This window comes from Burkholderia sp. E168m22, assembly GCF_001319805.1.
Classification (GTDB): domain Bacteria; phylum Pseudomonadota; class Gammaproteobacteria; order Burkholderiales; family Burkholderiaceae; genus Burkholderia; species Burkholderia orbicola.
Window position 1 is genome coordinate 158,798 of sequence record NZ_BBSK01000084.1, and the last position, 14,337, is coordinate 173,134.

The 14,337-nt window shown below is 67.3% G+C and carries 14 protein-coding genes; 6 read left to right on the forward strand and 8 right to left on the reverse strand.

Going from position 1 to position 14,337, the window contains the following annotated elements; genetic code table 11:
- Window positions 1–118: 118 nt before the first annotated feature.
- The gene (locus AP428_RS19205; RefSeq protein WP_011547514.1) at window positions 119–1,273 is read left to right on the forward strand and encodes a porin; all 1,155 of its coding nucleotides are present in this window, start codon (window positions 119–121) and stop codon (window positions 1,271–1,273) included.
- A 43-nt stretch (window positions 1,274–1,316) separates the two neighbouring features.
- Here AP428_RS19205 and AP428_RS19210 read toward each other — a convergent pair whose 3' ends face one another.
- On the reverse strand, window positions 1,317–2,228 hold the full coding sequence (locus tag AP428_RS19210; RefSeq protein ID WP_011694772.1) for a LysR family transcriptional regulator: 912 nt from the start codon (window positions 2,226–2,228) through the stop codon (window positions 1,317–1,319).
- Window positions 2,229–2,368: 140 nt separating this feature from the next.
- Here AP428_RS19210 and AP428_RS19215 point away from each other — a divergent pair, with 140 nt between their 5' ends.
- Entirely contained in the window at window positions 2,369–3,370 is a 1,002-nt protein-coding gene (locus AP428_RS19215; RefSeq protein ID WP_011547516.1) for an aldo/keto reductase, read from the forward strand.
- Between the two features lie 132 nt (window positions 3,371–3,502).
- On the forward strand, window positions 3,503–4,243 hold the full coding sequence (locus AP428_RS19220; RefSeq protein WP_041489381.1) for a sulfite exporter TauE/SafE family protein: 741 nt from the start codon (window positions 3,503–3,505) through the stop codon (window positions 4,241–4,243).
- A gap of 83 nt (window positions 4,244–4,326) precedes the next feature.
- On the opposite strand, the gene AP428_RS19225 is transcribed toward AP428_RS19220, so the two are convergent.
- From AP428_RS19225 to AP428_RS19235, 3 genes are all read right to left on the reverse strand, one after another.
- Window positions 4,327–6,498 carry a hypothetical protein gene (locus tag AP428_RS19225; protein ID WP_011547518.1) on the reverse strand — a complete coding sequence of 724 codons (2,172 nt, stop codon included), beginning with the start codon at window positions 6,496–6,498 and terminating at the stop codon, window positions 4,327–4,329.
- A gap of 506 nt (window positions 6,499–7,004) precedes the next feature.
- Entirely contained in the window at window positions 7,005–7,391 is a 387-nt protein-coding gene (locus AP428_RS19230; protein ID WP_011547519.1) for an ester cyclase, read from the reverse strand.
- 46 nt (window positions 7,392–7,437) lie between these two features.
- Window positions 7,438–8,334 (reverse strand): LysR family transcriptional regulator, encoded by an 897-nt coding sequence (locus tag AP428_RS19235; RefSeq protein ID WP_011547520.1) that lies wholly within the window; start codon window positions 8,332–8,334, stop codon window positions 7,438–7,440.
- Between the two features lie 499 nt (window positions 8,335–8,833).
- On the opposite strand from AP428_RS19235, the gene AP428_RS19240 reads away from it, so the two are divergent.
- From AP428_RS19240 to AP428_RS19250, 3 genes are all read left to right on the forward strand, one after another.
- Window positions 8,834–9,703, forward strand: a complete 870-nt coding sequence (locus AP428_RS19240) for a peptidoglycan DD-metalloendopeptidase family protein (protein WP_006478827.1) — start codon at window positions 8,834–8,836, stop codon at window positions 9,701–9,703.
- A gap of 209 nt (window positions 9,704–9,912) precedes the next feature.
- On the forward strand, window positions 9,913–10,812 hold the full coding sequence (gene bla, locus AP428_RS19245; protein ID WP_041489382.1) for a class A beta-lactamase: 900 nt from the start codon (window positions 9,913–9,915) through the stop codon (window positions 10,810–10,812).
- A gap of 106 nt (window positions 10,813–10,918) precedes the next feature.
- Window positions 10,919–11,791 carry a LysR substrate-binding domain-containing protein gene (locus AP428_RS19250; protein WP_027813759.1) on the forward strand — a complete coding sequence of 291 codons (873 nt, stop codon included), beginning with the start codon at window positions 10,919–10,921 and terminating at the stop codon, window positions 11,789–11,791.
- A 21-nt stretch (window positions 11,792–11,812) separates the two neighbouring features.
- On the opposite strand, the gene AP428_RS19255 is transcribed toward AP428_RS19250, so the two are convergent.
- The 4 genes from AP428_RS19255 to AP428_RS19270 form a co-directional block, all read right to left on the reverse strand.
- Window positions 11,813–12,142: a hypothetical protein gene (locus AP428_RS19255; RefSeq protein WP_011547522.1), complete on the reverse strand. Its 330-nt coding sequence runs from the start codon at window positions 12,140–12,142 to the stop codon at window positions 11,813–11,815.
- A gap of 330 nt (window positions 12,143–12,472) precedes the next feature.
- On the reverse strand, window positions 12,473–12,727 hold the full coding sequence (locus tag AP428_RS19260; RefSeq protein ID WP_006478831.1) for a GlsB/YeaQ/YmgE family stress response membrane protein: 255 nt from the start codon (window positions 12,725–12,727) through the stop codon (window positions 12,473–12,475).
- A 126-nt stretch (window positions 12,728–12,853) separates the two neighbouring features.
- Entirely contained in the window at window positions 12,854–13,630 is a 777-nt protein-coding gene (locus AP428_RS19265; protein WP_011547523.1) for an ABC transporter ATP-binding protein, read from the reverse strand.
- Window positions 13,627–14,337: ABC transporter ATP-binding protein (locus tag AP428_RS19270; RefSeq protein WP_054928347.1), on the reverse strand; the 711-nt coding region annotated here is incomplete at its 5' end. The genes AP428_RS19265 and AP428_RS19270, both read right to left, overlap by 4 nt.

A 14,337-nucleotide genomic window follows, 5' to 3' on the forward strand; every position in this document is an offset into this window, starting at 1 on the left:
ACCATTTTGTCCTCACGCGGCCGCACACCGCGTCGTCCGCCCTGCGGGCCACACATACAACAGCTCAAACATTCGCCGGGCGTTCGGCCTGCCCGGCCCTCGGCTCCGGAGATCCGTCATGAAGCACCCCGTCATTTTTGCCGCCGCGCTCGCTGCCTTCGCCGCGCCGGCCTTTGCCGAGACCAGCGTGACGCTGTACGGCGTGATCGACGAAGGCTTCAATTACACGAACAACGTCAACGTCAATGGGGTCGGAAAGACCAATTACCAGCTCGCGAGCGGCTATGCGCAGGGCAGCCGCTGGGGCCTGAAGGGCACCGAGGATCTCGGCGGCGGGCTGAAGGCGGTCTTCACGCTGGAAAACGGTTTCGACGTGAATAACGGCCGGCTCGGCCAGGGCGGCCGCATGTTCGGCCGTCAGGCGTTCGTCGGGCTGTCCGAGTCGCGCTTCGGCACGCTGACCTTCGGCCGCCAGTACGATGCGGTCGTCGACTATCTCGCGCCGCTGACCGCGAACGGCAACTGGGGCGGCACGCTGTTCTCGCACCCGTTCGACAACGACAACACGGACAACTCGTTCCGCGTCAACAACACGGTCAAGTACGCGAGCGCCGACTGGAACGGCCTGACGTTCGGCGGCACGTACAGCTTCAGCAACAGCACGGGCTTCTCGAACAACCGCCAGTACAGCATCGGCGCGCAGTATTCGCTGGCCGGGCTGCAGGTCGCGGCCGCGTACCTGCAGGCGAACAACCCGGGCATCGGCAGCGCGGGCGCGATCGCGGCCGACGACGCGAACTTCGTCGCCGACCGGCTGCGCATCTTCGGCGGCGGCGTCAATTACACGTTCGGCCCGGCGACGGTCGGCGTCGTCTACACGAAGACCGACGTGAAGAACCCGGTATCGACGGTCTACCTGCCGGCGTCGACGTTCGCCGGTCTCGGGCTGACCGCGACGAAGTTCCAGAACTTCGAAATCAACGGCAAGTACCAGCTCACGCCCGATTTCTATCTCGGTGCGCAATACGTATACACGGACGGCAAGTACGATGCGGCGGCCGGTTCGTTCAAGCCGAAGTACCACACGGTCGGCCTGATGGCCGACTACAGCCTGTCGAAGCGCACCGACGTGTACCTGCAGGGCGCGTGGCAGAAGGTGGGCGGCGACAAGACGGGCACGGCGGCCGACGGCGGCTATGTCGTCGGGACGGACGGCCCGTCGGCGTCGTCGAACCAGTTCTCGGTGCGCGCCGCGATTCGCCACAAGTTCTGACCGGGCGCCGGGGCCGGGGCCGAGCGCCCCGGCACGGCCGCCGTCAGTCCGCCCGGTGCATGCCGCCGAGCGTTTCCGCGAGCCAGTCGACGAAGATCCGCACGCGCGGCGCGAGATGCCGGCCGGTCGGGAACACCACCGACACGGGCAGCGGCGCCGCATTCCATTCCGGCAGCACCTCGACCAGCGAGCCGTCGGCGAGCAGCGGCGCGAGCCCGTCGCGCGGCGCCTGGATCAGCCCGAGGCCCGCGAGGCAGCACGCGAGATACGCCTGCGAGCTGTTGACCGACACGACGCTGTGCATCTTCACCGCGTGCAGCTCGCCCGAATCCATGTCCGCATATTCCCAGTCCAGCTCGCGGCCCGTTCGGCTCGAGAAATAACCGACCGCGACGTGGTCCGGCAGCTCGTCCGGCGAGCGCGGCGTGCCGTGGCGCGCGAGATAGGCGGGCGACGCGCAGTTGATCTGGGCCATCTCGCCGACGCGCCGCGCGACGAGCGACGTGTCGGACAGCACGCCGACCCGCACCGCGCAATCGATGCCGTCGGCCACGAGGTCGACGAAGCGGTCGGTCGTGCTGATCACGACGCGCAGGTCGGGGTAGCGCGCGTGGAAATCCGGCAGCGCCGGAATCACCTGGTTCAGCGCGAAACGCTCGGGCAGGTCGACGCGGATCACGCCGCGCGGCGACGCGCCGGCATCCTCGAACAGCGTTTCCACATCGTCGAGATCGGCCAGCAACCGCACGCAGCGCTCGTAGTAGGTCGCGCCCTCGGCGGTCAGCGCGACGCGCCGCGTCGTGCGTTGCAGCAGGCGGATCTTCAGGTGCTTTTCCAGATACTGGACGGCGTTGCTGACCGTCGGGCGCGGCAACTGGAGTTGCTCGGCCGCTTTCGTGAAGCTGCCCAGATGGGCGACGCGCGCGAAGGTGCGCATTGCTTGCAGATGGTCCATGCGGGGGCGGGAGCGTGGCGATTGGAACAGGCTCCATTGTTAATCATCGTCGAATGAATTGGTTGGGGGTTTCGCGTTTATCGTGCGCCGCGATGCGTTCAGAATCCGGTTGATTCAGTCAACACCGCAAGGACACGGATATGGACAAGCATCGACTGGGCCGCACGGGCCCGCAGGTTTCGGCGATCGGGCTCGGCTGCATGGGGATGTCGGACTTTTACGGGCCGGCGGATCGCGACGAAAGCATCGCGACGCTGCACGCGGCGCTCGACCACGGCATCACGCTGCTCGATACGGGCGACTTCTACGGGATGGGCGACAACGAGATGCTGATCCGCGACGCGCTGCGCGGCCGCACGCGCGACCAGGTGCTGATCAGCGTGAAGTTCGGCGCGCTGCGCGATCCGGCCGGCGGGTTCGCCGGCTACGACGCGCGGCCCGCGGCGATCCGGAACTTCGTCGCGTATTCGCTGAAGCGGCTCGGCACCGACTACCTCGACATCTACCGGCCGGCACGCGTCGATCCGGCCGTGCCGATCGAGGAAACGGTCGGCGCGATCGCCGATCTCGTGAAGGCCGGGTACGTGCGTCATATCGGGCTGTCGGAAGTCGGTGCGGACACGATCCGCCGCGCGGCCGCCGTCGCGCCGATCGTCGATCTGCAGATCGAATACTCGCTGCTGTCGCGCGGGATCGAGGCGGACATCCTGCCCGCGTGCCGCGAACTCGGGATCGGTGTGACGGCGTACGGCGTGCTGTCGCGCGGGTTGCTCGGCGGCGGCTGGAGCGCGGCGCGGCAGGGCGAGCGCGATTTCCGCGCGGCCAGCCCGCGTTTCCAGGGCGAGAACCTCGCGCACAACCTCGCGCTGGTCGATGCGCTGCGCGCGATCGCGGACGAGAAGCGCAGCAATCCGGCGCAGGTCGCGATCGCGTGGGTGCTGTCGCGCGGCGCCGACATCGTGCCGCTGGTCGGCGCGCGCAAGCGCACCCAACTGCAGGACGGTTTGCTGGCAACTAAATTGCAACTAACGGTCGATGACCTCGAACGCATCGAAGCGGCGGTTCCCGCCGGGGCGGCGGCCGGCGAGCGTTATCCGGCCGCGCAGATGGCGCACCTCGACAGCGAGCAGGGCCGGGGGTGATCCACGGGGCCGGATCGCCGGGGCCTGACAGCCCCGGCCAACCGGCCCGAGCCAGCCTCAGGCAAAGCCAGATGGCGGGCGGCAGGGCGGGCAGGCATCATCGGCGCCGTACTCAACGACGGAATGCCTGCCATGCAGATTCATACGCTGACGATCGTCGTGCTGGTTTTCCTGTTGGCCGGCGCGGTGAAGGGGATGATCGGGCTCGGGCTGCCGACGATCGCGATGGGGCTGCTGACGCTCGCGATGCCGCCGTCGGCCGCGGCGAGCCTGCTGCTCGTGCCGTCGCTCGTCACCAACGTGTGGCAGTTGTGGCTCGGTCCGTCGTTCGGCGCGTTGCTGCGCCGGCTGTGGCCGCTGCTCGCCGGCCTGACGGTCGGCACGTTGACGGGCGGATTGCCGGCGCTCGCGGCCGGCAGCACGTGGACGCACGCGGCGCTCGGCGTCGTGCTGGTGCTTTACGGGCTGTGGGGGCTGGCGGCGGCGCGGCTGCCCGCGCCGGGGCGCCATGAAAAATGGTTGTCGGCCGGGGTCGGCTACCTGACGGGCGTCGTGACGGCCGCGACCGGCGTGTTCGTCGTACCGGCGGTGCCGTACCTGCAGGCGCTGCGTCTGTCGAAGGACGATCTGATCCAGGCGCTCGGGCTGTCGTTTACCGCGTCGACGATCGTGCTCGGCCTTCAGTTGCGTGTGACGGGCGTATTGCAGACCGTCGATCTCGGCGTGTCGGCGCTCGCGCTCGTGCCCGCGCTGGCGGGGATGGCCGGCGGCCAATATGCGCGGCGCGTGATGAGCGAGAAGCTGTTCAAGCGTTGCTTCTTCATCGGGCTGATCGCGCTCGGCGCGTATATGGCGGGGTCGGGGTGGCGGTGAACGTGCCTCCGGCCGCTGAATGATCCCGAAGCCGGTTTCGGCAACCGGCTTCGGGAACGGTCACGGCATGACGTTCGCGCCGTTCACGCCGGATCGGCGTACTTCAGCGTCCACCCGACCGTGCGGGTCGCGCCCGCGCCGAGTGCGAACGGTTTCGTCGTGCACGCGAAGTTCGAATGCAACTGTCCGATCGGCGTCGTCGACAGCGGATTCGTCGCGCCGTTCGCCGTGTCGAAGGCGGACAGCGCGCAGTTGTCGAACCCGGACGTCGCATAGCCGGTCGCGGCGCTGTTCGCGTACGTCACCGATACGCCGTCGCCGTTGGCCTGCGTCGACGCGAAATCCGCGAACGACGTGAAGTCCGTCTCGATCGCGAGGTTGCCGGCGAGCGTGCCCGAACTCAGCGTATCGCTGCGCGACACCGTGCCGTGCGCGAAGGTCAGCACCGTGTGCACCTGCAGGTCGAGATCCGTCGTGTACGCGGCGTTCTTCGACGCGAGGCGGAACTTCGTCGTATCGAACGACACGATCACCTGGCCGTTGCTCTGCTGCACGTTCAGGTTCTTGTAGTACGTGACCGGAATGTAGGTTTTCGCGTTGTACGTCACCTGCGGCACCAGCAGCGCATAGCCGAGGTCGGTCGTGCCGTAGATCAGCTTGTCGGAGAACGGCACCGGGTAATACGGCGTGTACGAGTCGTAGTCGGGCGCCTGGCTGAGGTTCAGGTTGATCACGCGCCGGCCGTCGCGCACGGTGAGCAGCGCGGCGCTGTACGGATGCGCGGCGTCGCCCGGCTGGTTGTACCAGGTGAGCGTGTAGCGCGGCAGCGCGTCGAGCCACGCGCGGTAGTCCGCATCGGCCATCGGCGCCTGGCCGCCGAAGCCGAGCTTGTTCCACCATGCGTTCACGTACAGGTACTGGTGCAGCAGGCTGAAGTTCTCGCCCATCACGCGCGGCTTGCCGCGATAGGTGTCGGTGCCGCGGCCCTTGACCCACATGTTCACCGACGGCGTCGGCAGCGACGGGTCGTACCAGTACGTGTCGAAGCGCCGCGCGGCCTGGTAGATGAATGCATACGCAACCTGTTTCTCGCGATCGGTCAGCACGCCGGCATTGGCCGCGGCCGTCAGCACCTCCATGAACGCGGAATCGCCGTACGGGCCGATCGAGCGGCCGTAGTTGAAGCCCTGGCCGTTGGCGTTCAGCTGCGGCAGGATCAGGTCGACCGACTTGCGCAGATAGCCCTTCAGCTCCGGCGTGAGGTTTGCTTCGTTGCCCATCTCGAACGTGCGCTCGACCACTTCGCCGATCAGCAGCGTGCTGTAGCGGTCGAAGCGCGCCTGGTCGTAATAGGTCGTGTGCGTGTTCGATGCTTCGTCGGAGAACCCGCCCGACGAGTCGTTGCGGATGTGGTTCGTCAGCGTGTACAGCAGCGCGTCGCGCGCGCTCATCGCGGCGACCGCCGGATCGGTCTTCGATGCGAACGACGGGCTGCTCCAGCCGAGCTTCTGGCGCAGCCCGGCAATGCCGTAGGACACCGCGTAGTAGTTCTGAGCGGTGTTGAGCGACGCGATGTCGATCGGCGTGCCGGCCGCCGGGCATGTACTGGTCTTGCCGCTCGCATCCGGGCCGAACATGTCGCAGAAGGTGAGCCGCTGCTGCAGCGTCGCGAGCATCGCGTCGCTGAAGACTTCGTTGAGCATCCCGTGCGCCTTCAGGTTGTTCAGCGCGACGAGGTAGTAGTACTCGCCCCACGACGTGTTCGCATACGTGTAGTTGCTGCCCGACTGCGCCATCATCGCGGTCGTGATCGTCTGGTACGTCGCGAGGTAGCTCGCGTATTGCGGGTCGTTCTTCGACTTCATGTCGATCAGGATGTACGACAGGCCGAGCGCGAGCTTGCCGGGCAGGAATTTGTCGCCGGTGTTCGTGTCGAGCACGTGGACGGGCGTGCCGTCGCCGAGATCCATCACGACCTGCGTGAAATCGGGCGATTTCCGGATCAGGTCGAACAGCGCGCGCATCTGGCCCATCATCGTGACCGGGATGTTCGTGCCGGCCGGCACGCTGGTGTCGGGCGCGCCATAGACGAGCGCCTGCAACGAGTTCGACGCGAGCGTGGGCGTGGTGGGCGTGGTCGACGAGGGGGGCGATGGCGGCGTGTCGGTCACGTCGTTGCCGCCGCACGCGCTGACGAACACGACGGAAAGGGCGCTGAGCGCGGCGCCGAGCGCGAATCTGCTGCGCGGATGCATGGTGTCTCCAGTTTTGAATAGTGGTGAAGCACGGGCATGTGTGGCCGATGCCGTGCTCGATGCCCGTACCCGGCTGCCGCCCTTGCAAACCCTGATCCCTGAAGGCGGACGGCCTGAATCGCAAATCGAGCAGGCAAGCGTTCCCCCTGCGCGGGCCATGACCGGCGTCGCGCTCGAGCATTGGAAAACGTTTTCCAAATTTAGGCATCCATCCGCGTGATGTCAATGAACTTTCACATCGGATGCGCCGGTAGAAACCCGAATGGCGGGCAGCGGATAGTGCGGGAGGGGAAATCGGTCTTATGCGAAAATCGCCAGGATTTTCGTTGCTGATCGAATGGTCATCGGGTGAGAGAAATCGCGCTTTGAAGCGGCGGCCGGAGCGTGACCTGGAAACCGATTCTCGATACGTAATGAGAGAAAACGTTATCCATAAGAATCGAAGTGCATTCAGGCATTCCTGACCACCGGCCGCCGCGCGCGACGCCGCGCCGTTTCGACGACGTTCAAAGCTGCTTCTCGATCGCCGCCTTGTCGATCACCGACCACACCTGGCGGATCTTGCCTTCGTGAAATTCGTAGAACACGTTCTCGGCGAACGTGACCTTGCGGCCGTCGACGGCGAGCCCCATGAACGTCCCCTTCGGCGAACACGCGAAGCGAAGGCGACACGCGACACGCGGCGGCTCGCACACGAGCAGCCGGATGTCGAAGCGCAGATCGGGAATGTCGCGGAAGTCCTGTTCCAGCATCGCGCGGTAACCGGCGAGGCCGAGCGGCCGGTCGTTGTGGATCACGTCGTCGGACACGTACTCGCCGAGCGCCGTCCAGTCCTGCCGGTTCAGGCAGTCGATATACGCGCGATAGCGGGTGGCGAGATCGGTATCGGTCATGGTCATGCCTCCGTATGTCGATGGGGCGACGCGAATGCGGCGCGCGTCAGCGCGGCGGTGCGCCGCCGGACAGGAACGCGACGAACTCGCGCGTGTACTTCGGCAGCGCGTCGAACGACCGCGCGCAGAGCGTCAGTTTCCGATGGCTCCACGGATCGGACAGCTCGACGAGCCGCACGTCCATCGTGAGCATCGCGCGCTCGGCCGCATGCCGCGACACGATGCCGATGCCCACGCCGCTCGCGATCACGCGGCAGATCGCGTCGAAGCTCTTCAACTGCACGCGATAACGAATCCGCTTGCCGATCGCACGCGCCTGATCGGCGAGATGCACCTGCAGCGCGCTGCCGTCGGTGAGGCCGATGAAGTCTTCGTCGGCGATGTCGTCGAACGCGACCTTGTCGTGCGACGCGAGCGGATGCGCAGCCGGCACGACGACGATCAGCCAGTCTTCGCGGAACGGCTGCTGTTCGAGCCCGCCGAGCCCGACCGAATCGGCGACGATGCCGACCTCGGCCGTCTTGTTGCGGATCGCATGCACGATCTCCTGGCTCGAGCGTTCCTCGACGCTGATCGACAGCTTCGGATGGCTCGGCAGGTAATCGGCCAGGGCGTCGGGCAGGTATTCGCTGAGCGACGCGGTGTTGCACAGCAGCCGGATATGGCCGCGCAGCCCCTGGCCGTATTGCTGCAGTTCGCCACGCATGTGATCGATCTGCTGCAGCACGGTGCGCGCGTGGTGTTCGAGCGCGCGGCCCGCATCGGTGGCCTGCGCGCCAGACTTGGTCCGGTGCAGCAGCGGCACGCCGAGTTCGTCCTCCATCCCGCGAATGCGTTCGCTCGCGGCCTGCAGCGTGATGTGCGTGCGTTCGGCGCCGCCCGTGATCGTGCCGGCTTCGCAGATGTTCAGGAAGAGCCGCAGGTCGGTCAGGTCGAAGCGCATGATGGGCGGAGCGATGGGTGGGGATGGCCGATAAGTTAGCAGGAACCGCCGCGCCGGTCTCAGGGGCAGCTTGAGGCCTGGTTCGTCGCTTCCGCATTTTCGGGGTGCGATCGGCGGCCGATGATGGGCGCACATCAACCGGGGAGCCTGTCATGCGGATCGATTCGTCATGGGGCGTGTCGTTCAAGATCGCGTTGCATCTGCTGTTCCTGTGCATTGGCATCGCGTGGGCCGCAGCCGAAATCGTCGCATGGTTGCGGTGAATGTCGCGGATCGCGCCTATTGAAATCAGCGGGCCATAGTTTTTGACGACGAAAATTCTTCCGTTCTTCAGCGAAAAGACCATCAAGTTTTTCCGGGTCGGACCGTATTACCGGTAGCGAATGCCGGCCGGCATCCGGTCCGTGATCGTTTGTCATCATTGTTTGCATCCGGTTACACGTCGGCCGTTCCGTTTTTGAGATGCTTGAAAGATTGTCAAACCGGAGTCGGATCGTCCATGAAAACGCGCGAGATTCACCCTAAGGCGGCGTGGCTGTCGGGCCTGGCCGCCGTGCTCGTCATGGCCGGTTGTGCAAGTACGCAGTCCGTTCCGCCGAGCGACACGCTGGCGGGAAAACCCGCTGATACGAGCCCGCCTGCCGCGCAGTTGGCCGCGCCGATGCCGGCCGCACCGATTCTCGTCGCGCAAAAGTACGTCGTGAAACGCGGTGACACGCTGACTGGCATCGCCTCCGCGAACGATTGCAGCGTGGCCGACTTGCGCACCTGGAACAAGCTGGCCGCGAACGGCAGGCTGCGCATGGGGCAGGTACTGCGCATCGTCAAGCAGCAGCCGCTGCCGCCCGCGGGCGCGGCCGGCACGCAGATTGTCGCGAGTAATGGCGCGGCGAGTAGTCAGGGCAACTCGCAGACCACCGCGCAGGCCACTTCGCAGGCCGGCGCATCGACCGCGAGCGATCGCCAGGTCGTCAAGGAAACGAAGCGCCATGCGGGCGGCGTCGCGCTCAAGTGGCCGGCAACCGGCAAGATCGTCGACGGGTTCAAGCCCGGACAGAACCGCGGCATCCAGATCGCCGGCCGGCCGGGCGACCCGGTGCGCGCCGCGGCCGACGGCCGCGTGATGTACGCAGGCACCGGCCTGAACGATTACGGCAGCCTGATCATCGTCCAGCACAACGCGGACTTCCTGACCGCCTATGCGCACAACCGCAAGCTGCTCGTGAAGACGGGCGACATCGTGCATCAGGGCGATGCGATCGCCGAGATGGGCGACCTCGACAACTCGCGCGTCGCGCTGCTGTTCGAGGTGCGACGCGACGGCAAGCCGGTGAATCCGATGCCGTACCTGCCTTCGTCGCAAGGGTGAAGCGCGGCCGTTTCGCTGGAACGCGACGGCGGTCACTGCTACGCTAAGGTTTGTTCATGCGAATCCCGCTATCGCGGGGCCGACGGGCGTCTTTCGGGGAAGCGCGGCGAATGCCGTCGCGGGCCGGCCGTCGGCGTGAACGGTCGCGCGTCGCCGATGCGCGGCCGCGTTGCTTCGCGCCACCGTTTCCGACAGAACAGATCTCATCCATGGAACATTCTCCGACTCGCCGCTCGCTGTTGCTTGCCGCCGTGGCTGCGCCGTTCGTTGCCGCGTGCACGTCCGCGCCGGTCGCCGACCAGGGGCGCGCCCATACTGCCCAGGCCGAACTCGCCGCACTCGAAAAAGCCTCGAACGGGCGGCTCGGCGTCGCCGCGCTCGATACGTCGAACGGCGTGCGCATCGCGCACCATGCGCGCGAACGCTTCCCGCTGTGCGGCACGTATGCGGTCATGGCCGCCGCCGCGATGCTCGCGCGCGGCTCGCTCGACGCGTCGCTGCTGCCGCGCCGTATCCTGTACCGCCGCTATGAAATCGTGTCGGGCTCGCCGATTACGGAAAGCCACGTCGACACCGGCATGACGATCGCGCAGCTGTGCGCGGCGATGCTGCAGTCGGGCGACAAGGGCGCGGGCAACCTGCTGATGGGCGTGCTCGGCGGTCCGCAGGCCGTCACGGCGTTCGCGCGCGAAAGCGGCGACACCACCTTCCGCCTCGATCACTGGGAACCCGAGCTGAACAAGGCCGCGCCCGGCGACGAGCGCGACACGTCGACGCCGGTCGCGATGGTCGACACGCTGCAGCGGCTGCTGCTCGGCGACACGCTGCGCGAACCGCAGCGCGCGCAACTGACGGAATGGATGGCGGGCGGCGCACGCGCGGCGACCGGCATCGCGGCGGGCGTGCCGCCCGGCTGGCGCGTCGCCGACAAGGCCGGCACCGGCGGCTACGGCACGACGACCGACATCGCGGTGCTGTGGCCGCCGTCGCGCGCGCCGATCGTGATGGCCGTGTCGTTCACGCAGCCGCAGGCCGATGCCGCGGCGCGCGCGGACGTCGTCGCGTCGGCGGCGCGCATCGCGGCGGGCGCGCTCACCGCGACGACCTGAATTTTCGGCGTCTCGCGCAAAGCCGGCGTTTGGCTTATCGTGTCGGTCAGCGCGCGCCGACGCCGGCGCGCGGTCCTTCCGCGCCGTTTTCCGTTTCCCGTTCGCCATGCGCCGACTTCCGCCCCTGCACGCGCTGCAGATCTTCTCGACGGTGGCTCGCCACCGCAGCTTCACGCGCGCGGCCGAGCAGCTGTGCCTCACGCAGGGCGCGGTGAGCCGGCAGATCCAGACGCTCGAGGCGCATTACGGGTTTCCGCTGTTCAAGCGGCATGCGAAGGGCCTCACGCTGACGGCGGAAGGCGAGCAACTGTTGCCGGTGGTCGACGAGAGCTTCGCGCGGATCGAGGACATCTCGATGAAGCTCACGCGGCAGCGCACCGATCTCGCGCTGAAGGTGCCGACCTGCGTGATGCGCTGGATGCTGCCGCGCATCATGCGCTTCCAGGGCGAACATCCCGATCTCCACGTGCAGATCACGACCGCGTGGCAGCACGTCGTCGATTTCTCGAGCGAACCGTTCGATGCGGCGATCGTCTACGGGACGTCGCCGGGCCCCGGCGTCGTCGCGCTGCCGCTGTTCGACGAACGGCTGACACCCGTGTGCGCACCCGAGTTGCGGCAGGCGTTGCCGCTCGGCGCGGTCGGCGATCTCGCGCGCCATACGTTGCTGCATCCGACGCGCGACCACCGCGACTGGCGTGCATGGCTCGACCATGCGGGCGAGCGCGGCGTCGATCCCGCGCGCGGACCGACGTTCGACACGCTCGATCTCGCGACGAACGCGGCGATGCAGGGCTTCGGCGTCGCGATCGGCGACGTGACGCTCGTCGACGACGACGTCAGCGCGCGCCGACTCGAACGGCCGTTCGACATCGTGCTCGAAACCGGCGCACGCTACTTCTTCGTCTACCCCGAGAACCTCGGCAGCCAGCAGAAGATCCGCGCGTTCAGCGACTGGATCGCGCGCCATCGCGACTGACGCGCGGCGCCGCGGCGGGCTTTACTGGTAGGTCACGACGGCGATCATCGGTGCATGGTCGTTGCCCGGACGGTCAGGTAAAACGATTGCGCGCGAGGCCTGCGTGAAGAGCGCCGTCTTCAGCGAACGCTGCGTCGCCGCGTCGACGAACGCGATCTGGCCGGCGGCCGGGCGCGGGCAGTCGGGGCGCACGTGTGCCTGCGCCGCATTGGCGTCGAGCGCGAACGAGCAGGGTGGCTCGACGATCATGCCGGAGAAGTAAATGATGCCGGACGCGCCGGCGGCAAACGACGAGGACGAGGCCAGAAGCGAGGCAGCCAGGGCGAACGAGGCGAACACACGATGCTTCATGACAGGCTCCAGAGAGGAAGCGCGTCGCAGCGGGGCCGCTCGGGTGGCAGTCCGTCAACGCTACGATGCTATCTGCGTAAACGGCAAAACCATCGGACCTCTTGAATCAAAAAACGAAAATATCGGTAATAAGCAAATGACCGCGTGGTGCTTCAACCAATGTAGGCCGGATCTGCGCATCCGCAAGTCGGGGAAACGCCGGGTGGCATAAGATCGCATGACGAACGATCGCCGTAATCGTTGTGCCGGCAACGGTTTGCATCGTCCGGAAAACAAAACGGCCGCTCGTGAGTGAGCGGCCGTTTTGCCGTGAAGCGGGGCGTGCGGGGTTCAGCCCGCGCGCTTGCGGATCGCACCCACGACGACGAGCAGCACGATCGCACCGATGATCGACGCGATCCAGCCGGCGCCCTGGCCCGGCGCATACCAGCCGGCGGCGCGGCCGACATAGCCGGCCACCAGCGAGCCGACGACGCCGAGCACGACGGTCATCAGGATGCCCATCTTGTCGTCGCCCGGCTTGAGTGCGCGGGCGAGGAGGCCGACGATGAGCCCGACCACCAGGGTTTCGATGAATTGCAGCATGAATGCCTCCCTATAGCTGTGCTGTTGACGAAAGGAAGTTGACCCGTGCGATGCACGAGGGTTCCATGCGGCGGCAAGCCGGCGCGTGGCGTGCGCAGTATCGCATGCGTTCGCGTCCGGCGGATGTCACTTGGCAGGCGCGTCGGCAACCGGGTCGAGGCGGCGATAGCCTTCGGTCGCGTTCAGCAGCGTACGCGTGTAGTCGCGTGCGACCTGCCCGGCCCGCACGTCCTCGATCCGCAACTGCTCGACGATCTCGCCGTGCTGCATCACCGCGACGCGCTGGCACAGGAAGCCGATCACCGCGAGGTTGTGGCTGACGAGGATCATCGTCAGGTTGCGTTCGCGATGCAGGCGGCGCAGCAGGTTCAGGATCTCGGCCTGCACCGATACGTCGAGCGCGGACGTCGGCTCGTCGAGCAGCAGCACGCGCGGCTCGACGATCAGCGCGCGCGCGATCGCCACGCGCTGCCGCTGGCCGCCCGACAACTGGTGCGGGTAGCGGAAGCGGAACGCGGGGCCGAGGCCGACCTCGGCGAGCGCGCGGGCGATCCGCGCATCGGCGTCGCCGATCGCATGGATCGACAGCGGCTCGCGCAGCGTCTGGTCGACCGTGAAGCGCGGATGCAGCGACGCGTACGGGTCCTGGAACACCATCTGCACGTGACGGCGGAACGCGCGATCGGGCGTGCCGCCGACCGGACGGCCATCGATCGACAGGCTGCCGGACGCGAGCGGCACGAGGCCCGTCAGCGCACGCAGCAGCGTCGACTTGCCGGAGCCCGATTCGCCGACCAGCCCGAACACTTCGCCGTCGCGCACCGCGAAGCTCGCGTCGCGCACGGCGTCGACGTGACCCGTGCGGGTCGGGAAACGGATCGATACGTGATCGACGTCGATCATCGTGCGGCCTCCTGCGGGTCGTGTGAGCTCGGCGTGGGCACGGCGGCGTCGAGCCACGCCGGATCGCGCCGCAGCACCGGCAGTTCGTCGGGCGGGTTCGCGAGCGGCGGGTTCGCCGCGAGCAGCCCGCGCGTATAGGGATGCGTCGCATCGCGCAAGTCGCGCGCGGCGCAGGTCTCGACCACGCGGCCCGCATACATCACCGCGACGCGATCGCAGAACGACATCACGAGCGGCAGGTCGTGGCTGATGAACATCAGGCCCGTGTCGTGCCGCGCGATCATCGCGTCGAGCACCGCGAGCACCTGCATCGACACCGCGACGTCGAGCGCGGAGGTCGGCTCGTCGGCGATCAGGAGGCGCGGGCCGGTCGACACCATCATCGCGATCATCACGCGCTGGCCCATGCCGCCCGACAGCTCGTGCGGATACGCATCGGCGACGCGCGCCGGGTCGCGGATCTGCACGGCCGCGAGCGCCTCGACGATCCGCTCGCGCAGCGCGCGGCCGCGCAAACCCGGCTCGTGCCGCCGGAACGCTTCGCCCATCTGCTTCGCGACGGTCATCACCGGGTTCAGCGAATACTTCGGGTCCTGCAGGATCATCCCCATCTGGCTGCCGCACAGGCGCCGGCGTTCGCTCGCGGACATCGCGAGCAGATCCTGGCCCGCGAAGCGCATCGTACGCGCCGACCAGCGCGCGGCGTC